This is a genomic window from Flavobacterium procerum (assembly GCF_042431625.1).
Taxonomy (GTDB): Bacteria; Bacteroidota; Bacteroidia; order Flavobacteriales; family Flavobacteriaceae; genus Flavobacterium; species Flavobacterium procerum.
Map to the genome: position 1 here is coordinate 514,982 of NZ_JBHLYW010000009.1, position 20,577 is coordinate 535,558.

General features: G+C 35.2%; 14 protein-coding genes. 4 read left to right on the forward strand and 10 right to left on the reverse strand.

Annotated elements, in window-relative coordinates:
- Window positions 1–40 precede the first annotated feature (40 nt).
- From ACFFLS_RS13480 to ACFFLS_RS13490, 3 genes are read right to left on the reverse strand one after another with little or no spacing between them, the layout of a single operon-like run.
- Window positions 41–415 (reverse strand): hypothetical protein, encoded by a 375-nt coding sequence (locus ACFFLS_RS13480; protein WP_379682104.1) that lies wholly within the window; start codon window positions 413–415, stop codon window positions 41–43.
- An 8-nt stretch (window positions 416–423) separates the two neighbouring features.
- Window positions 424–1,788, reverse strand: coding sequence for a DUF6138 family protein (locus ACFFLS_RS13485; protein ID WP_379682105.1), 1,365 nt, complete (start codon window positions 1,786–1,788; stop codon window positions 424–426).
- A gap of 8 nt (window positions 1,789–1,796) precedes the next feature.
- Window positions 1,797–2,498 (reverse strand): SMI1/KNR4 family protein, encoded by a 702-nt coding sequence (locus ACFFLS_RS13490; protein WP_379682106.1) that lies wholly within the window; start codon window positions 2,496–2,498, stop codon window positions 1,797–1,799.
- 293 nt (window positions 2,499–2,791) lie between these two features.
- On the opposite strand from ACFFLS_RS13490, the gene ACFFLS_RS13495 reads away from it, so the two are divergent.
- Entirely contained in the window at window positions 2,792–3,709 is a 918-nt protein-coding gene (locus ACFFLS_RS13495) for a DsbA family protein (protein ID WP_379683381.1), read from the forward strand.
- 195 nt (window positions 3,710–3,904) lie between these two features.
- On the opposite strand, the gene tnpA is transcribed toward ACFFLS_RS13495, so the two are convergent.
- Complete coding sequence (gene tnpA, locus ACFFLS_RS13500; protein ID WP_379682107.1) at window positions 3,905–4,366, reverse strand: IS200/IS605 family transposase; 462 nt, start codon at window positions 4,364–4,366, stop codon at window positions 3,905–3,907.
- 483 nt (window positions 4,367–4,849) lie between these two features.
- Here tnpA and ACFFLS_RS13505 point away from each other — a divergent pair, with 483 nt between their 5' ends.
- The 3 genes from ACFFLS_RS13505 to ACFFLS_RS13515 are packed head-to-tail and all read left to right on the forward strand — an operon-like array spanning window position 4,850 to window position 6,046.
- Window positions 4,850–5,332: a hypothetical protein gene (locus tag ACFFLS_RS13505; RefSeq protein ID WP_379682108.1), complete on the forward strand. Its 483-nt coding sequence runs from the start codon at window positions 4,850–4,852 to the stop codon at window positions 5,330–5,332.
- Window positions 5,333–5,341: 9 nt separating this feature from the next.
- Window positions 5,342–5,746 (forward strand): hypothetical protein, encoded by a 405-nt coding sequence (locus tag ACFFLS_RS13510; RefSeq protein ID WP_379682109.1) that lies wholly within the window; start codon window positions 5,342–5,344, stop codon window positions 5,744–5,746.
- Between the two features lie 24 nt (window positions 5,747–5,770).
- On the forward strand, window positions 5,771–6,046 hold the full coding sequence (locus tag ACFFLS_RS13515; RefSeq protein ID WP_379682110.1) for a PrgI family protein: 276 nt from the start codon (window positions 5,771–5,773) through the stop codon (window positions 6,044–6,046).
- A 91-nt stretch (window positions 6,047–6,137) separates the two neighbouring features.
- Here the strand turns inward: ACFFLS_RS13515 and ACFFLS_RS13520 are convergent, their stop codons facing one another.
- The 6 genes from ACFFLS_RS13520 to ACFFLS_RS13545 form a co-directional block, all read right to left on the reverse strand.
- Complete coding sequence (locus ACFFLS_RS13520) at window positions 6,138–6,506, reverse strand: SpoIIAA family protein (protein WP_379682111.1); 369 nt, start codon at window positions 6,504–6,506, stop codon at window positions 6,138–6,140.
- A 311-nt stretch (window positions 6,507–6,817) separates the two neighbouring features.
- Complete coding sequence (locus ACFFLS_RS13525) at window positions 6,818–8,752, reverse strand: metallophosphoesterase family protein (protein WP_379682112.1); 1,935 nt, start codon at window positions 8,750–8,752, stop codon at window positions 6,818–6,820.
- 284 nt (window positions 8,753–9,036) lie between these two features.
- Window positions 9,037–11,898, reverse strand: a complete 2,862-nt coding sequence (locus ACFFLS_RS13530) for a carbohydrate-binding protein (RefSeq protein ID WP_379682113.1) — start codon at window positions 11,896–11,898, stop codon at window positions 9,037–9,039.
- A 109-nt stretch (window positions 11,899–12,007) separates the two neighbouring features.
- Window positions 12,008–13,636, reverse strand: coding sequence for a glycosyl hydrolase family 18 protein (locus tag ACFFLS_RS13535; protein WP_379682114.1), 1,629 nt, complete (start codon window positions 13,634–13,636; stop codon window positions 12,008–12,010).
- Between the two features lie 132 nt (window positions 13,637–13,768).
- Complete coding sequence (locus tag ACFFLS_RS13540; protein ID WP_379682115.1) at window positions 13,769–16,420, reverse strand: beta-1,3-glucanase family protein; 2,652 nt, start codon at window positions 16,418–16,420, stop codon at window positions 13,769–13,771.
- A gap of 172 nt (window positions 16,421–16,592) precedes the next feature.
- On the reverse strand, window positions 16,593–20,546 hold the full coding sequence (locus ACFFLS_RS13545) for a family 16 glycosylhydrolase (protein WP_379682116.1): 3,954 nt from the start codon (window positions 20,544–20,546) through the stop codon (window positions 16,593–16,595).
- Window positions 20,547–20,577: the final 31 nt, after the last annotated feature.

Consider the following 20,577-nt stretch of genomic DNA (forward strand, 5'->3'; position numbering starts at 1 on the left):
AATATCTTTAAAGTTAAAAAATGAATTCATAAGTTTTAGATTAAAAAGTAATTTCTACATTTTCGTTATCATCATCGTCCTCTTCCAAATATAATTTCCATTCTAAAGCTTTTGCTATTTTTAAAAAAGTCTTAATGTAAACTGACTGATCTATATTTTTCCCTTTTGAACAAACGATAGCGATTAAATTGACAAAAGGAATCTCTTTGTCTGTTGACGAAAAGTTTCCATTTCTTGTTTCCACCAAAACTAAATCTAACCAAGGAAAATCCTCGACATTCGAAAAAATCTGATTTCCTTTTTGTCTAAAACAACGGCTTTCTAATAGAATGTTAACTACTTCTTTCGTATCAATTCTTTTCGAAAAGGATAAATCACTTTGAATGTTATAATAATTATATCTATCGCTCCACATTTTACTATTTATTGTTTAGCTCTAGTTTGTAATTTCTCAAATATTATTTTTTCATCATCGGTAAGTGTTTTACTTATTTTAGCAAAACCCTTAGTTTGCCCAAAAGTGGTGTACATGACACTTTCCCAGCAGTATTCTGCCATTTCAGATGCTTCATTACCACTATCTGTGTACTCTTTTAAATCTTGATCAGTAAAATAATAAGAAATAAAGTTTTCTTTATTGTCTAACAATAATTTCAAGCTTTTCTCTGTGGCAAAATAGGAAGCAAAAGTTTTATTGTATGGATGTTCCTGAATAGACAAAATCGCATTGATATATACTTTTATTGATTTTTCCGTCACACCAAACTTTTCCAGAAACGCTTGCGTAAACTTAGACTGAACAGATTGGTGCTCTTCATCAACTGTTTTATAATATGAAATCAGGGTTTCAAAATAGTTCTCATTTTCTAATCCCAAAGCAAATACTGCAAAAGTTGAGGGCATTGCGCAATTTTCATCTTCAAGATTATTATACCATTCATATTTATGTTGAGAAAGATGGACATACTCTAGAATTTGCGGATGTAATTTTGGAAATTTTACAGCTCCGGCAAATAAATAATGCTGTCCGCATTTAGGAAGTCCCTTTACAGGAAGCAGTTCTTTATTTTTTGCTGAAAATGATATTTCATAACTTTTAGGGAAATCGGTTTGAAGCAGTTTATTGACAAATGTTAAAGCTTTACCATAACTCTCTTCATTATCATTTGCGAGTTTAAGATTTATAGTAGCAAAAACATCATTGGCTTTTGCAGTTAAATCGCTGTCTTTGTATTCTATTAACTCTTTTGCAAGTTTACCTGTACCGTTTTTCTTTAGTTGTGCTACTTCATCCGATCCTAATTCTGTTACAATATCAAAATATTCATTTGCAGTAACCGATGCATAACTTGGTCCGTATTTGATATGCGAAACAGCCAGATAACATAAAAAACTTAAAAGTTCTTTATCCTCTTTTGTTAGTGATGGGCTTGAAAGCTCTTCCTCTTTTTTCGGAATGAATATTTTATGTTTGTTTTTCTTGACTCTTTCAAATGCATTAAAAACCAATTCTTCTGTCTGTTTTCCCAATGCATAATAATAACTATTAAAGCCGCTGATTTTTCTAAGTTTTTCTATAAAAGAAATATAAAGCTCTTTAGAAAAAGTTCTTGTCTGGAAAAAATATTCGATAATGACGGCCAAAAGAAATTTTTCTCCCGAATCTAATAAATAAGGATTTGGATACTTATCATCAATCTTACAAGTTCCATCATTTATAGCGTCAATAAATCTTTCTAAAAGAAGTTCGTTACCTTCAATTTTTACTAAATAATTTAATTCTCTCATTTTTAATTTTATTCGTTTTCGTCTTCTTCATCATAATCCTCATCATCATAAGAAAGATAAGACCAATCAATGTCTACAATATCCAAAATGGCATCAAACCGTTCCTGATTACTGCTTCCGATAAAAGCCGCTTTGCAATTGTTATCTTTATCAAAAGACAAACTGATTACATCATAAAAATTGTCTGTATACACTTTTTGATTATCTCTACTGATTTCGGGTACAAATGTCCAGTTTTCTTCTACTTGTTTTACTATTGCAGAATCAATGTCACCAATATAATTACCGTTGTATTGTAAACCACCTAAAGTTCCATTGTAAACTCCCATAAATAAAAAGAAGTCTTCTGTGGTCTGTGTTTCAATTTCCCAATCCGATTTCTCGATTGTATCATAATTTCCATACACTGGCGGATTCTCCAGCTTTAAATCATCGTTTTTGATTCCCCAAATGGCTACATTTTGATTTTCTTCATAAATAACCAAAAAATCATCTTCAGAAAATCCGATTTCTTCTTCAGGTTTCAATAATCTGTTATAGACATAATTTAGTTTTTCTTCTTTACCTAATTCCAGATAATATTCTTTAAGTTTTATTGGAAGAGAAGTTTCTAAATTCTTTTCAAGTTCAAGAATTTCGGCTTCTGAAAATCCGTAGTTTACCTTTTCAGACAAATTATAAAGGCGTTTAATTTTTTGAATATAATTCATTTTGGCTTTGTAAGTTTTATTGAAACGTGAAAATACGCAATTCCTTGTAAGATTGCAATTACTTTATGATTCAAACATGGATTTTAGAAAAAGATGACGCTTACTGATAAATTAAAATTATTTTATAGTCATGTTTTTCAGACTAATTGACTTGTGATTAAATACTGACGAACTTTGTTTAAAGTTATAAATTTTAAACCAAAGCGAAAATTAGAACCAATTATATGAAAGTACTTTCGCTATTCTTAATCTTGATTTTCAGTACAAGCTGTCAGTCACAAACGCATTCTAAAATGAACGAAAACCAAACAAATCCGCTTTTATGTGATCCTGTGAGCGGAACTTGCGAAATGCCTTCCGGAGAAAAATCAACTGAAAATGTTGCCATTAAATCTGAAAACAAACCTGTTAAAATCATCTATTATACGGATCCAATATGCTCTTCTTGCTGGGGAATCGAACCGCAGCTTCGAAAACTAAAACTAGAGTATGGAGATTATTTTGAAATTGATTATCGCATGGGCGGTTTATTGCCTGACTGGAGCTATAATAGTGGCGGAATCAGCAAACCAGCTGATGTAGCACACCATTGGGATGAAGCAAGCCTTCATTATGAAATGCCTATTGATGGTGATGTTTGGCTTGAAGATCCTCTTGATTCTTCTTATCCGTCGTGTATTGCCATGAAAGCGGCTCAGATTCAAAGCAAAGAAAAGGCTGTAAAATTTATGCGTATCCTTCGTGAAAAACTTTACTTGGAAAAAAAGAATATTGCAAAATGGGAAAATATCGAAGAAGCTGCAAAAAATGCTTCACTCGATATTCAGAAACTGAAATCTGATTATGAGACTGATGCCAAAAAACTTTTTCAAGATGATTTGGATCTGGCGCGTAAACTAGGTGTTAGAGGTTTTCCGACTATGTTTTTTTCTGACGGAAAATCAAATCAATTGACCGTTTATGGATTTAAATCGTACACCTCTTACGAAAACGCATTATTGGCTCTTTTTCCTGATATTAAAAAGAAAAAGATAGCAAATGAAAATCCACTAGATATTTTTCAGATTTATCCAACTCTTACGCCAAAAGAATTTGCTGTAATCTTTGCTATTTCAAGTAATGAGGCTACAATGATTCTGGAAAGATTATTCGATAAAGGCGAATTGAATAAAAAGACGATCAAAAATGGTTCTTTGTATTCTGTAAAATAACATTGTTAATTTCGTTCCGTAGGAGCGTTTGATTGATCATAATAAAAATGACATCAGACGTCCCTACGGGACGAAACATAACATACGGATATTATTTGCTACCGATGAGATGTTCCTAGCGGAACATGATTTTTTTTGACAAAAAATTCCAATTGGGGTCTTATTCTTGAAAATCAACCATTCAAAATCTTATAATTACTGCATTGGTTCTTTAAAAATATATCTATCATCATATTCGATTTCGAAGACTTTTAACTGCTTTTGATATTCTTCTAAAAATGTTTCTTTTTTATGATGCTGTTCCTGATTTTCTATGTAACGAATAACATTCGGAACATGACTTCTTGAATATGAAAATGCTCCATATCCTTCCTGCCAAGCAAAATCTTTCGCTAATTGCTGCTCTTTTATCCATTTTGTGCTTTCTGCTTTTACATTTTGCATAAGAGATGAAATAGATTGCGTTGGTCTCATTCCGATAAATATATGAATATGATCTGGCATGCTGTTTATACACAACATTTTATGTTGGCTTGACTGAATTATACCTGTAATATATTTATGTAATTTGTCTTTCCATTCTGGTGCAATTAATGCTTTTCTATATTTTACTGCAAAAACAAATTGTATATGCAATTGTGTGTACGTATTTGCCATAGTTCTACCGATGAGATGTTCCTAGTGGAACATTTTTTAACATTTGCTATAAAATTCAAAAAAAATCAATAATTCGTATGTCTTTCAGAAAACATTAAAATGTCATTTTGAGACAAAATGAAAGTGTTCCGCTAGGAACATCTATTTACATTTGCTATAAAATTCAAAAAAATCAATAATTCGTATGTCTTTCAAAAGACATTAAAATGTCATTTTGAGACAAAATGAAAGTGTTCCGCTAGGAACATCTCGTCGGTAGAACTTCAATATTAATCGCCATTTTATTTCGTCCCTAGGGACGTTTGCAACGATTCAAATTTAGTTTAATGATTTTACCATTTATAGCATTCAAAAAAACATAAAAATTGTAACAAACTGAAAATTATAAAAATACAAACCTTATTTCTGTAAGAACGTCCGTTTAAAAATAGGATAACTTTGTAAAACAGGCTATTTAAACAAAACAAACTAAAAGATACTGCTATGAAAAATCCAAATAATCAAGATTACGGACAATTTGATCCGGATTTTATAGACCAAAACACACTTATAGACGGAACTAATTCTTATGAAGATCAATACAAGCAGGATTTGCAAAAAGAAAACGAAATGGAATTTGGAGAAAGCGACCCTGACTACATTGATCAAAATACATTGATTGACAATGATAATTATGCCAGAGATGAAGATCCGTACCAATATCAGAAAGAGTTTATAGACGATTTAAAACATCCTGGACAGGACTTCGAAGGAAATTCTAATGTACAATCTGAAAATATTCCGAACGAGGAACGTGTTGTAAACGAAGATGATGCAATTACAAATGATGACACCGAAAATGATTTAAACGAGGATTATAATCCAGATTTGGAATCTGATTTGGAAAAAGAGCGCGATTTAGATGATGACGAAGAACTTGATGATTTTGATGCCGAGCATTACCCTGAAAATCATCCTAGAGAATAAAAGCAACGAATGGAAATTACAACACAAATCATATGGCTTTTTGTTCTTGCTGTGCCGATAGCTTGCATCAGCTGGACAGTTACACATGAGGAAATTTTTAGAGAGCCACACGAATGGTGTGTAAAACGTTCCAAATTTGACAAGCTATTGATTTCCAGAAAGTTCTTTTACCTCTTTACCTGCGAATATTGTTTCAGTCATTATGTAACTATCTTTTTTATCGTGCTGACAGATTATAAACTTTTGTTAAACGATTGGCGAGGGTGCTTTTTGGCAGGCTTTTCGCTGGTTTTTATGGCAAATATCTACATGAGTCTTTTTGCTTTGCTACGGCAGGCTATAAAAAAAGAAAAAGTAGAGATTGAAAAAATTGAAAACGAAAAAGAAAACAACGGTAATAGTAATTGTAATTAAGTATAACTAAATAAATTAACAAACATGGAAAATTTAAATTTCATAGACCCATTATTACACGGAATCAATCCTATAAACGAAAATAAATTAGATCTTTCTGCTAAACAGCTTGCCTGTGCTGGTGTAGGAAGTCTTATTGCTGCGGCTGTCTTAAAAAAAACGGGACATGCGAAATCTAGTGCTTTTGTCGGAAGCCTTGCTTTACCGTTACTAGCTTCTGCCTTGTATAAAAAATACACCACAACTGCAAAAGAAAAAAGAGATGCCAATAGTTCAAGCGGTATAGAATACAATCACTAATGTTATGGTTTTATTCAACAAAAAAGCACTTTAATTTAATAATTGAAGTGCTTTTTTATTTTTCAAAATTAGATATCAAAAATCATAAATTTTACGAGATATTACCCTCAACCCAGTTTAATGCTTTGTTAAATTCTACTTTTTTATATCCTCTAAATTCCCCTGGAACAATATAACTGAAACCGTTGGTAAACGATATAATTTCTTCTGTATCGGTAATAATTGCGGCGCGGTTCCATTTCCCTAAATGTTTTAGGCCGAGAAGCGCATCCTGAAGCCATGCTCCTGCTGTAAAATTTTTAATATCCGTGTCTAAAACCAATAAAAAATTAATTTCATTTGTCTGCTTTACCAGATGTTCGACTGCCGGAACTACCGCAGTTAAAAAATCTTCTTTAGTAACTTCTGCCAAAGCTCTAAATGCAACAATATTATCGGTGGTATCAATTTGATGTATCATGATTATTATGCTTTTAAATTAAATTAGTATTTATTTTTATTTCACTGAAAAACAATAACTTAAACCTATTAAAAGGCATATCAAATATACAACAAATCAGTAGTTAAATCTTACATTTATTCGTTTGATTATTATATTTTTTTGTTTAATTGTTATGGTAATAATTTTGGAGCATTTTTAACTGAAAAGCTTCATGAATAGAGCTTTACGAACTTACTTTTTTAGATTGCTCACAAAATCGCGAAGTCACAAAAATCTAAAATAGTTTGTGTTTTCGCGACTTTGTCAGATAAAAAAACTTTGAGTAAACCTTAACGTGGCTTGCGATTAATTTCTCCAGTTTTCAAATCAACTGAGAAATGATCTGCTGGAACTTCATGCATGAATTTATTAAAGATTACCAGAAATAACTTCATCTGTTTCTGTAAAGGATTATCTTTTGAGAAATCCGATTTAGAACCTTCTAAAAATAGATTCGACAGCACTTTATATTCTTTTGCTCTTTGCGTCCCGACATCAGCAAGAGCCAATTCGTCTGCACTTCTGAAGCGATAAAAATCAATCAAAAGGTCATTTCCTGTCCAATTGAAATTTTCTTTTTTCAGATTGTACTGTGCTAAAATTTGTTCTGATTGTGCTTCGGAATCATTCCATTCTTTTTGAAATTCTTCTTTGTTTTTAAGAACATAATCAAAATCTTTATTCGTTTTTATATTCGCTAAAACCAATAAATCTTGGGCCGAAACATTCATAATAAAATCTTTAAATGCAGAAGGCCAGTCATCTTTTAGAAAACGGAGACGTACCAATTCTTTCAAATGGAAATCGGTAAAATCATGATATTTTTTGGTTTTCAGGATATCAATATTCCAAATATTTGTATCGTTCTGGCTTTGCAAAAACTCATATTCCATTTTGTACAAATCAAAAAGTTCATCAAATCGAGGAACATTATCAATTGTTATGGTTTGAATGTCAATAAGATTATCCTTTTGAATCGTCAGCAATTTATATGCAGGAATATAAGCTGCCAGCGAAGGCGTTTGAACATTCACTAAAGTGTTGCCTTTTTCGGTCGTACGAACTCCTGTATCGTTAATGTGCATATGACCTCCAAAATGAATCTTCAATCCCGCATCGGCAAAAACCTGCGCTACTTCTTCAACAGGAACACGGTTAAGCTGCCATTTATTCGGACCCAAAAGCTCTTTTATTTCCGCTGAAGCGTCATCATTAAAATCAATCATTGGAAAATGGCTGAAAGCAACTAATGTTTTTCCATTAAGCTTGGCTTCTGCTGCAATATCCTGCACCCATTTTATAAGATGCTTTTTGTTAGAAAGCACATTGTTATATCCTGTACTGGCTTCAGAATAACTTTTAGAATCTTTAGGATCAGCAGCATTTTTCTTCGGAATATAAACATTACCATCAATTGCCATCAACCAAAGTCCGTCAATTGGCTCCACAACATAACTTACGTCTGGCACTTCATATCCTGGTTCTACTTCATAAACTCTGTTCTTTAAAAGTGAGCCATCAAGAGCTTTTTGGTAATTATAATTCTGACTGTTGTAAGTGGTAAAAGGAGTTGCCCAGAACTTATAGTTCTTATTCGGATAAAAACCAAAATTTTTAAGGTCTTCTGTTATGCCTAAATAACCCATTTTAGCAATATCGGCTGTAATGACAACTGGCTGTTCGATATTCATGTTAGGCTTATACATGCCGTCTTTGCTGAAAATGGGTTGGCTTTTTCCTTCTTTTCCTAAAAAATCTTCTTTACCCGATTCCTGAGCAAATGGTCCAACCGGATCATGATTTCCGGTAGTTATAAAAAATTCAATACCATATTTTTTCTGATACTGATCTAAAATTTTCTTCAATCCGCGCACGTGTATCGGCTGTCCGTCATCTGTGTAATCGCCCGGAAGTGCTACATATTTTATCTTTCTCTTGGCGATATCTTCCAGTGCTGCGATGAAGGCAAAATAATTTTCGTTGAAAATTCTAGTCGAATGCAACTGCGAGGCCATCGTTCTTACTAACGTATATTTTCCAGTTTTGGTATTCAAAACTCCTTTAAAATCAGTATCTGAAAAATTACCAAATAAATCCTGAAGATGGATATCTGATAAAAATGCAACTTGTGTTCCGTTTAAATTCTTTGTTTTTTGCGCCGAAATGGTAGTATTAAAAACAACAAAAAAAGACACTATAAAAAGTGTGGTAAGTTTTAAATTCATAGGTTTTAACTTTACTAAATTGGAGACACTTATTAGAAGTTTTAGGAATTTTAATCAGCAGCAATTTTATCGATTTAACCCTAGAATCAGTTTATGTTAGTGTTACGGAATGATAATTTTTTAAGGCATATTATACTTTTTTCAAAAAGTTCATCATGGTTTTTCATTGAAGATTCCGTTTAAAATAGATTCACAAAATAAAAAGGCTGTCATTTCTGACAGCCTTCATTACATTAAAACCTAAAATTTAATGTATTAAAACCCTTATGGCAAATGGGTTAAAATTACTTTTTAATGAAACGTTTTACCGTTCTTTTTCCATCTTTCTCTAAAACAATAAAATAAATTCCTTGTTTTAAATTCGAAACATTCAAACTATTTTCTTCTGCATTTTGAGTACCAAGAATGGTTCCTTGAGAATCTATAATATTGATTTTTCCTCCTATTACATCTGTTGTAAATGACAATACATCTGAAACCGGATTTGGATATATAGTAAAAATATTTTCTGGTGTTTGTTCTTCGGCAGAAATTGTCGCAGTTGCTGCATTTCCAATTTTCGTAATTCTAATCCAGTTGATATTCATTCCAGTATTCTGAATATAGATTCCGAAATTGTATGTTCCTGCATTTACGCTTACAGTCTGCGTAACCGTTTGCCAATTCTGCCATCCGCCTGTATTTGGAATATCGACATTTCCTAAAACAATTGCTCCAGCATTTAAATCAGATGATAATCTACCGCCTGTAACACCGCTTGCAACGCGATATTCGATTAAATACGAACCTGTAATCGGGAAATTAATATTATTATAAGCCAGCCAATCGCCAGTTTCTGTGTAACCAACATTAGATCCTCCGCCTGTATCAGTTGTTGCTTCGACTTGAATACCGCTCATTGCTGAGTAATCTTCGGCCTGAATTAAGGTTGATGTCTGTGATGTTGTAGTGGCAATCAATTTCCATTGCCCGCAAGTTTGGTTGTTATTATCCCACTGCTGTACGATTGCTCCCGAAGCTGTACTTGCTCCCGCAACTTCAACAATTCTGCCACTGTGGCGAGCAACGATTTTATAGAATCCGTCTCCTGTAGAAACTAAGATAAACTGCTGATTCGTAGTTCCGTTATACGGATATTGTTCAACGCGCGTACCATTTGCTTTATTAAAACCATTAACATCCATTGATTGACCGCTATGGTTGGCAATAATCTTATACATTCCGTCTCCTAGATGCGTAAATGTAAATTTCTGGTTGTTTCCAGAATTAAGACCGCCTTGATTGATTCCCGCTCCGTTTGATGGGCTTGAATTCCAAACATCCATATACAAACCGCTGTTTCTGTTTTGCAGAAAGAAAGTCTGGTTTCCTAAAGTTGCTGTTCCGTTGGCAATAATTCTAATCGAACTTACTTTGTCATTCCAAGTTGTGTTCAAACAAGAATTATCAGAATTAATTACCGTTGATGCTCCTGAGAAATTATCATCCATATATAAAATTGCCTGATACCCCTGAGTAATTTTTAGTGAAGAAATATCATCATTTAAAACTCCCAAAGAATTTAAACGAGCCAGATTATAATCACCGATTGTCAATCCGCCTGAGAATCCTGTGTAGTTGCAATCTTTATAAACCGTAATCACATCTGTAGACGCACTGATATTACCTCCTGGCGGAATTGTTCCGGTAATCGAATAACTTCCAATAGAACCATAAGCAGAATAACCACCGCTTCCGGCATTTCCTGCTCCTGTTCCATCAACACCAATATAATATTTACCAGCTGCAAGATTTACATTCATAGATGCATTTAAAGCAAACGGATCTGAGTTCCAATACGTTCCCATTTCTGCACCTGCCGAATTATATAATCGTATCAAAAGATGAAGATTTCCATCTCTCGAAACAGTATTGGCATTGATAGAAACATTTCCGCCTCCAGTTGTAAAAGAAAAGAAATCATAATCTGCTTCATTAGAAATAATTCCGTTTTTCTGATTGATTTGTCCACTTGAATTGTAATCTAAAGTTGCCGCAGAAGCAATCGTGTTTCCGTAGTCATCTCCACGAAATCCAACTCCAAATTTAGCGCTAGCAATAATCGCCACATCATCTTGTTTGTTATTAGCATTATTGTATTCGCCTTTACTCCATTGCACAACAGGTCTGTAATAACCTGCACCCATAATAGGTGCCCATGAAGTTCCGTCTAAACCAATAAAATAATCTTCGGCTGGACTTGTTCGTCCGTCATGCCCAAGATCAAAAGTATGTCCAATTTCATGAGAAGAAGCATCACCCCCCGATTTTCCAGATGTAACAAATACCCAGCAAGGCACATCATTATCCCAGTTAAAAGAACCAATATAGGCTACACCTCCAGCCCCGGGAGCTGCTGTATTGGTTGGCGTAACGACAACACGCATTCTTCTATTTTTTGGATAAGAATTAAAAACAGCTTCATTTGTAGTAACATTTACGTTAAAAGGGCGGTAATCTTCTGAAACCACTTCCCAGTGCTGTTGCACCGCTGCATCACTCATTCCAGAAGGTGCTGCATTGATAGCATTACCGTTATTCCAAAGATTTCCTGCCGGCATATTGTAACCGTCAAAATCCAGCATAACACAGCCAGCTGCACCTGGTAAACTTTGTAAATTGAGTAAAGCGGGAGCAATTGCTGCGGCTGCAGCTGTTTTACTTGTTGCATTATCTTTTGTCGGTAGATTTTTGTAGTCGATACAAACCAAAGTATTGATGTCTACTTTTTTTACATAAGCATTTCCCTGTGCATCAGAAAAATACTTGTAGGCTTCTTTTGTTTTTTTTAGAAGAATGTGTCCTTCCAATGATTTGTCTTTTACTTTAATGTAAAAAGAAGATTCTGCAATGTTCTTGATTTCTCCAATTAAAAACTCACTGGATTCACTGGATTCTTTAAAATTTATTTTTCCGTCGAAATTTGTTTTCTCAGCCTGAAGCAGAATGGTTTTATCTGCACTTTTTGAAGTAGTTGAACTAGTCAATTCTTTCTTTAAAGTATTCATAAAAGATTGACTCGACCCTAAAGAAGTCTGTGCAAAGGCAAAACTTCCGAATGCCAAAAACACAAGCAGGCTTAGGATTAATCCGTAATTGTTTTTCATATAATTTGGGGTTAAGGAATTACATATTGAAAAATTAGTAACCGCAAAGAGCATCAAGCTTTACAAAATTTTGCAGTTTTTCTTTGCGGTTAATTGTGGTTAAAAAAACTTATTTTTTAATGAAGCGTCTCACTGTTTTGATTCCGTTCTTCTCCACAGAAATTAGATAAATACCAGATTTCAAAGTCGAAACATCAATGCTGTTGTTGTTTATGGTTTGTGAAGAAACTACAGCACCGCCTTCGGCATTGATAATATTAACATTTCCTCCTGAAACTTCTGCAGTAAAGAATAGTTCGTTTTCACTTGGATTCGGATAAATAGTCAGGCTTTCGATTTTATCTGTTGCAGCTGATTTAGCAGCTAAAGCCGAACCCGATTTGGTGATTCTAAACCAGTTTAAATTAAACCCAGTATTTTGAACATATATCCCGAAATTGTACGTTCCGGCATTTACATTTACGGTTTGAGTAATCGTCTGCCAGTTCTGCCATCCGCCAGTATTTGGAACATTTAAGTTTCCTAGCTGAATAGTTCCTGCATTCAAATCAGATGATAATCTGCCGCCTGTAACCGCACTTGCTACTCGATATTCAATCACATAAGCTCCAGAAGTTGGAAAATTGATATTGTAATACGCCATCCAATCACCTGTATCGCAGTATCCTACGTTTAATCCGCCACCAGTATCTGTTGTCGGTTCTGTTTGTACACCGCTCATAGCGTTGTAATTTTCTGCCTGAATTAAAGTTCCGGTTCCCGTTGGAGGATTATTTCCCGTAATTACCTGATTGATTGCCGTAAGTAATGATTTTGATCCTGTGGCATCTTGAGATAATTCCCAAATCATTACTCCTCCTGCATTTTGAATCGCAAAAGTCGTTTTTTGTTTGATAGTTGGAATTCCGTTATAATAAATAGTATTTCCTACCTGATCCAGATTTTCAGCTCCTGGATATTGGGCTACAATATTTGCAAATGAAATTCCTTGATTTGCTGAAGCTCCAAAACCATATCCATAAAACGGAACTCCAATAATAGCTTTACTTGCTGGCAATCCTCTTCCTGTCCAGTAATTAAACTGATTTACAGCCATACTGTAAGGAGAATGCTGTCCCGGATTTCCAGGTGCCCAAGGTCCTGTTGCATCATACGCCATGATGTTGATCCAGTCATAAGCTGAAAAAACAGATGAAGGTACATTGGCACCGCCATAACCTTCTGATAGCGCCGCAGTAATGAGTTTTCCATTGGCATGAAGTTTATTCGCTAAAGCCATCACAAAACCTCCGTAATCACTGTTGATTGCTGGACCTTCTAAATCCACGTCGACTCCATCAAAATTATGAGCCACTACATAATCATAGATTTTTTGAACAAATGCGGTTCTGTTGGCTGGGGTTATTAAATTAAAATAATTGTCACGAATCGCTCCTCCTTCAGAAATGGCTCCTCCACCAAGAGAAACAAATACTTTTACATTATTAGCATGCGCTGTATTGATTATTGCATTATTTCCAGAATTGAAACTTAAGTAACCACTAGCATCCGGATTTTCAAAAGCAATATTAATATGTGTCAATTTACTGTACTGAATCGTACCCGAAAAAGCATTTAGATCTATCCAGTTAGGCACATAAGCAATCACTTTTTTCTGTTGCGCCTCTGCATAATTAAAAATACATATTACTAAAATGAGAATCCATTTTGCCGACATTCTTTTGTAATTGTCTTTCATAATAATTGTTTTAATAGATTAATAAATTCGTAAATAATTGGGGTCGGTTTTTTTGAATTTTAGATTTTAGAATATAGATTCTAGATTGATTTCCAAATAATCTAAAACCAATCTAAAATCTATACTTTAAAATTATTTTTTAATGAAACGCTTAATCGTCTGTTTGCCGTCTTTTTCGAAAACAATCAAATAGATTCCTTGTCTCAAATGAGAAACATCGATACTATTTCCGTTGATTTTTCTCGATAAAACTGCATTTCCAGTCTGTGCGTCTACTATTTTCACATCACCTCCAGAAAGGTTTGTTGTGGTATATAAAGTTGTTACTACAGGGCTTGGGTAAATATTTAAAACTGTTTCTGCGACTTCTTCTTCCGTTTGTACCGAAGCAGTTTTTGCAGCTGCATTACTCACTTTTGTAATTCTAATCCAGTTGATGTTCATTCCGGTATTCTGAATATAGATTCCGAAATTGTACGTTCCTGCATTTACGTTTACAGTTTGAGAAACCGTCTGCCAGTTCTGCCATCCGCCTGTATTTGGAATATCAACATTGCCTAAAACAATTGCTCCAGCATTTAGATCAGATGATAATCTGCCGCCTGTAACAGCACTTGCCACTCGGTATTCGATCAAGTAAGAACCCGTTGTTGGAAAATTAATGTTGTTATAAGCCAGCCAATCACCAGTTTCTGTATAACCAACATTAGAACCTCCGCCAGTATCCGTTGTTGCTTCTACCTGAATACCACTCATTGATGAATAATCTTCGGCCTGAATTAAGATTGAAGTTTGGGTAGATGTCGCCGGAACTAATTTCCATTGTCCGCAAGTTTGGTTGTTGTTGTCCCATTGCTGTACGATTGCTCCCGAAGCTGTGCTTGCTCCTGCTACCTCAACAATTCTTCCGCTGTGACGGGCAACAATTTTGTAAAAACCATCGCCCGTAGAAACCAAAACAAACTGCTGATTGGTTGTAGCATTGTATGGATATTGCTCTACTCTTGCGCCATTAGCTTTATTAAAATTATTTACGTCTAAAGACTGACCGCTGTGATTGGCAATGATTTTATACATTCCGTCTCCTAAATGCGTAAACGTAAATTTCTGATTGTTTCCTGAAGTAAGCGCTCCTTGGTTTATTCCTGCTCCGTTTGATAGACTTGCATTCCAAACATCCATGTATAAACCGCTGTTTCTGTTTTGTAGAAAGAAAGTCTGGTTTCCTAACGTTGTCGTACCATTTGCGATAATTCTAATCGAACTTACTTTGTCGTTCCAAGTTGTGTTTAAGCATGAATTATCAGAATTGATTACAGTTGATGTTCCCGAGAAATTATCATCCATATATAAAATTGCTTGATAACCTTGCGTGATTCTTAGTGACGAAATATCATCATTTAGAACTCCCAAAGAATTTAAACGAGCTAGATTATAATCACCAATTGTCAATCCGCCTGAGAATCCTGTGTAGTTACAATCTTTATAAACCGTAATCACATCTGTTGATGCGGGAACTGAAGGAGTCAATCCTGCATAACCTCCAAAAGTCGCGATAACTTTTGTTGGCTGAGGCGAATGAAGCGACGGCGACTGATCTGCAACATCATCGTAAGCAAATCCGTAAGCCAGATTATCGATATTGATACCCGGTAAATGCCAAAATTTTGAATAATGATTTGTTGGGTTTACCTGATAATATTTTGATGCGTCATACCAGTTTTGTTGCCCAGGATTTGCCGTAGTTGTATTCACAACATGACGATTAATTGCAGCAGTTAACTGAGATTGAATTACGAGATCTAAATCGCCATCAACCAATCTTCTGTCTAGAACGCCTTTTCCTTCAAGAGCTTCTTGAGTGCTTGGTCGGTTTTGAACACGTCCGGTCCTTCCAACAAAAGCTCCAGATTGTCCTACCATTTCTAATTGTTCGCCAATAACTCTTCCTTTAAAAACTCCGGCATCACCGGCATAAAAGATCAAATCTTCATTTTTGTATTTGTTCCAAATCGCATCAATGTAAGATTTCAGGTAGTTTGCATATTGTCCAGATCCTTCCGCATAAGCTGGAGTTTTAGAAGGGGCAGTAATTTCTCCCGTTGCATCGTTTACACATCCTTGAAATTCTACTGGAACATTAGCTTTAAAAGCAGCAACGATTTCAGCATGTTTTTTTAAATCTCCTACTTTCTTTTGGTAGCCATTAGCTCCAAATAATTCCAATCCCATTGGATATTTATAGGAATCTACTCTTGTTGGATTTCCGAAGAAACCGTGCTGATTGTTTGTTAATTCAATCATTTCATATAAAATTCCCTGATTAGGATCGGTTGCATTTTGCGGATTTGGCGATGCATATCCAGAAGGCGCACCACTGGCTCCAAAAAAGTAGAAATACAATTGTGATCCTTTAGAAATAAAAACTCTACATCCTGCGATTAATGGCAAAGTGAAGGTTTTATTCGGAATTTCACTCAGTTTCGTAAAACAAGCAGCATATTTTGAGTTTTGTCCCGGTCCGGTATTTCCTCCATATGTCGGCCCTGTAACCGTATTGTAAGAAGCATTCATTGGTAAAACCTGGCTCGTTTTGGCGTTTACCCAAACATGATTTCCTGTTGTATAATCAATCCCGACAATAGCGACATATAAATCGCTGTCGGCGAACGTTGAATTGTTTGAAATGGTAAAAGGAACTGGTCCCTGACCATACATTAAACTTGAAAACACCAGAAACAGTGTTGTCAAAATGGATGATTTTTGAAGTTTACTTTTCTTCATATCTAAATAATTTTGGGGTTACGTAAATAGATTCTAAACCAAAGTCATTTTCTACATAATGACTTTAAATAATCCGTCAGATGCAATTCCTGGTGCTATCCTTTTAAATTTTATTCCAGTTTTTTTTGATTGGGGGTTCTTTAAAATGAATTACATCCAACGGATTTAAAAATTATTGCTTGATAAGCTTTTTGGTCCAGCTTTTCTGATCTGATTTGAAATTCAAAATGTAAATTCCTTTTGTCAGTCTGCTAATATCAATTGTGCTTTCATTTACATTCGCTTCAGCTGTTTTCTCAAGAATCAATGTTCCTGAATTGTCATAAATCGTAATGATTTTATTGTCTAAATTTTCAGGTAATGAAAGTTGAATATAATTACTTGCTGGGTTTGGATATACTATAAAAACAGTGTCTTCCGGCTGAGTTGTTACAACAATGTCATTTGCTTTTTTAGCAGTTGAAGCCGATCCGTAAGCTTCTATTTCGTATAACGAATAACCATAAGGAGCTAAAGCTTTTGCTGTACATAAAATACGAAGGTATCTTCCGGTTCCGCTTACTGTCAAATCATCAGTTCCACCATCACTTGCGGTCTGCGTACTGATTGTTTCACTTTCTGTAAAAACATTATCACTTGAAAGCTGTACTTTATATTGTGTAGCATAAGCCGCTTCCCATTTTAGGACTACACGATTTAGATTGTAATTACTTCCTAAATCAACATAAATCCATTCTGTTGCATTGGCAAAAGAACTTGCCCATCTTGTCGCTGTCGCGTCTCCGTCTGTTGCTTTATTGGCAGATAAAGTCGCATTTTCTTCTGTAGAAGCCGTTGCTGTTTTAGCCAAAGCTAAATTCACATTCGGATTTGGTGTAATGTTTCGAACCATTACATCGCTGAAAACTCCTGTTGCTAAAGTTCCATTCGCGTGAGATGTTACGGCCATTCCTACATAAATTGTATTTGCCATTGCAATCGTTTTTGGCATTCCAATTTGCGTCCACGTAGTTCCGTTATCCGAAGAATAAGAAGTAAATACATTTCCTGATCTTACTACACGAACCCATTTTGGAGCTGCTCCCGTTACAACCTCCGCAGTTGTTATTCCAGAAGTTACATCACGAGACAAAAACTCAATTCCTGCAGCAGCACTTACATCGGTCATGGCGTGTTTAGAAGTTGGTGTAAGCGTTTCGCGAAACATGACTCCTGCTTTTGCATAAGTATTTGTATTTGTTAATGAATTTACTTTAGCAATAATTTCTGCATCACTAGTAATTGGTTGATTGACAAACTGAAACTGATCACTTGTTTCCCAGATATCTGTTCCTGCGCCTTTAATTGTAAAAGTTCCGTTAGAATGAGAAGCTTCTCCGGCTGGCGTAACCGCTCCTAAATCTGTACTGATCCAAGGCGAAGGCAATCCCGCAGGGGTTTCTGTCGAAACTAAATTTAAAGCTCTGATATTATCAAAATAATACGTGTTTCCTGAATTGGTTCCTGGTTCAAACAAGAAAACAAAACGGTTTACCTCATTATCTGAAGTCGAAGCATCTGGCGTGCTTACATACGTAAACGTAATGGTATGCCAAGTATTAGTCTGTTTTACAACTCCTTGATAAATGCTGTGTCTTCCGACAGGATAATTAGACGGAACCGAAGCACTGCTTTCTGCCTGCCATGAAATGATAGATCCAACGGGAGCAGATGTATACACATCCATTGCGAATTTTTTAGTGCCTGTTTTAAAATCACCAATGTTAGTTAAAGTCGTATTGAACGAGAAATTATCATACAACTCTGTTGATTTACGAACGTATCTCCCAACATTTGAAGAAGTATTAATTCCTGATGCGTTGGGATTTCCCACATTTGCCGTGTAAGTTCCAATAGCATCTCTAAACGTTATATTGTGTGTATTTTGATAATCTTCATAAATAACACCTGGAGTGTAAGTATCCGGCAGTTTGGTTGATCCAATCCTGATATTATCAAAATAATACGTATCGTTTGTATAAGAACCCGAATTAAACAATAAAACCATTTGGTTTACAGCAAGATTAGAAGTCCCAGCATCAGGACTTGAATTGTAGTAGAAAGTCAGCGTTTCCCATTGATTTTGTTTGGTAGTAATGGCGACATAATTACTATTTCTTCCTGTTGGATAATTGGCAGGTAGCGACGTTGCACTGTTTTCAAAATTCATGCTTACAACCGTTCCAACTGGAGCCGTAGTATAAACATCAATCATGATTTTGTTTGTCTGGCTTTTGAATAAGCCGGCATCTTCGATAGAAGTTTGTGTGTTAAAGAAAAGTACATCATACTGTTCTGTCACATTTCTGACATATCTCGCTACATTGGCAGATGAGTTAACCGAATTTGAAGCCGGATTTACTACAACAGAATAAGTTCCAGTTGTTGTTCCTTTTATAATTTTATTGATGCCGTCATAGTTCTGTAATACATCTGTGGCAACAATTGGTTTTTCTGGTTCTGCTCTTGTAAGCAGATTATCAAAATAATAGGTGGCTCCCGAATTTGAATTCGATTCAAAAAGGAAAGCTACATTATTGATTGTCAAAGCACTTGTATTTGGGTCGATTATTTTTTCGAATTCAAATTCGATTGTTTCCCATTTATTTTGAACCGTTGTTGTCGCTTTAAAACCGCTGTGCCTTCCCGATGGATAATTGGTCGCTGTGGTCACATTACTGTTTTCTAACTGCATTGAAATTTTAGTTCCAACAGGCGCAGACGTATATATATCAAAAGAAATTCTTTTTCTTCCATAAACGTAATCATTGGCATTACTGATCACTACATTTTTAATATTGAATACATCATAAAGTTCTGATGAATTGCGAACGTACCTTCCAACCAAAGCCGAAGGATTGATTCCTGTTGCCGAAGGATTGGCTACAGCTTCTGTCAAAACTCCGGTTTTATTTCCGTAAACTATATTTCGGTTAGACTGAAAATCTTCGTAAATTCTTTCTACCGGAATCGCTGGTTCTGTTTTTACAGCCAACTTATACGTATTTGCAGTACAACCAGAAACTGTTGTGGTTACAGAAACATCACCTCCTGCACTTCCCCAGTTTACAGTAACAGCATTGGTTCCCTGTCCAGAACTTATCGAAGCTCCCACAGGAATTGTCCAATTATATGATGCACCTGCAACAGCATTTATCGAATACGTTTTGCTCGTTTCATTTTGATATACTTTTGAATCTCCGGCAACACCATATTTATAACTTCCATCATAAACACGAACATAATCTACTTGCAATTTTGCGGGAAAATCAGCTGGAATTGGTGGAACTCCCGCTCCATTTACACTTGTATAAGGCGTTCCTGCACTTCCTACAGCCAGATTTAAAATAATATAAAACTGACTATCATTAAACGGCCATCCGCCATTTACGGTAGTATTTGGTGTTGCTGTATGAAACAAAACATCATCTACAAACCATTTGATGAAATTGGGTCCCCATTCTACAGCATACACATGAAAATCAGAAGATAAATCTGTTGGTGAACTGTAACTTCTTCCTGTAAAATGATATCCGTTTCCGTCGTAGTGAATGGTTCCGTCTACAGACTGCGGATTTCTGTGTTTGGCTTCCATAATGTCAATTTCACCAGTGTACGGCCAGTTTCCATTAACAGGAAGCATCCAGAAAGCGGGCCATGCTCCCTGCCCGTTTGATAATTTCATACGAGCTTCTATTCTTCCGTATTTAAGTGAATACTTCCCTTCTGTTGTTAATTTTGAAGAAGCATAAGGCTGGTCTGGAAATTGAGAAGTCGGCTGATATTTAGCCTCAATGTTTAAGTAACTGTTTGTTCCTTCTTTTACAATTGTAGCCTGATTAGGATCGTAACGCTGTGCTTCTGCATTACCAAATCCGCAGAGCGAAGGACAGCCATTTCCCGAAATACTTTGCCATTTTGTTAAATCGACTGTAGTGCCGTTAAATTCGTCTGACCAGACCAATGTCTTACACTGTGCCTGAACTTTTAAAAACGGAAGCAATACAAATAATGCTACAGCCAAAAACTTAAAATAAGTGAAATTGTCTTTCAGTGGTCGGCTGAAAAAAGAGTAGTTTTGATTCATTTTTTTAGTTTTTTGTTAGTAAAGTCTATTA

Bases quoted from the DNA above. Each gene is read 5' to 3' on its own strand.
- ACFFLS_RS13480 (WP_379682104.1), bottom strand. From the start codon at position 415: ATGTGGAGCGATAGATATAATTATTATAACATTCAAAGTGATTTATCC.
- ACFFLS_RS13485 (WP_379682105.1), bottom strand. From the start codon at position 1,788: ATGAGAGAATTAAATTATTTAGTAAAAATTGAAGGTAACGAACTTCTT.
- ACFFLS_RS13490 (WP_379682106.1), bottom strand. From the start codon at position 2,498: ATGAATTATATTCAAAAAATTAAACGCCTTTATAATTTGTCTGAAAAG.
- ACFFLS_RS13495 (WP_379683381.1), top strand. From the start codon at position 2,792: ATGAACGAAAACCAAACAAATCCGCTTTTATGTGATCCTGTGAGCGGA.
- tnpA (WP_379682107.1), bottom strand. From the start codon at position 4,366: ATGGCAAATACGTACACACAATTGCATATACAATTTGTTTTTGCAGTA.
- ACFFLS_RS13505 (WP_379682108.1), top strand. From the start codon at position 4,850: ATGAAAAATCCAAATAATCAAGATTACGGACAATTTGATCCGGATTTT.
- ACFFLS_RS13510 (WP_379682109.1), top strand. From the start codon at position 5,342: ATGGAAATTACAACACAAATCATATGGCTTTTTGTTCTTGCTGTGCCG.
- ACFFLS_RS13515 (WP_379682110.1), top strand. From the start codon at position 5,771: ATGGAAAATTTAAATTTCATAGACCCATTATTACACGGAATCAATCCT.
- ACFFLS_RS13520 (WP_379682111.1), bottom strand. From the start codon at position 6,506: ATGATACATCAAATTGATACCACCGATAATATTGTTGCATTTAGAGCT.
- ACFFLS_RS13525 (WP_379682112.1), bottom strand. From the start codon at position 8,752: ATGAATTTAAAACTTACCACACTTTTTATAGTGTCTTTTTTTGTTGTT.
- ACFFLS_RS13530 (WP_379682113.1), bottom strand. From the start codon at position 11,898: ATGAAAAACAATTACGGATTAATCCTAAGCCTGCTTGTGTTTTTGGCA.
- ACFFLS_RS13535 (WP_379682114.1), bottom strand. From the start codon at position 13,636: ATGAAAGACAATTACAAAAGAATGTCGGCAAAATGGATTCTCATTTTA.
- ACFFLS_RS13540 (WP_379682115.1), bottom strand. From the start codon at position 16,420: ATGAAGAAAAGTAAACTTCAAAAATCATCCATTTTGACAACACTGTTT.
- ACFFLS_RS13545 (WP_379682116.1), bottom strand. From the start codon at position 20,546: ATGAATCAAAACTACTCTTTTTTCAGCCGACCACTGAAAGACAATTTC.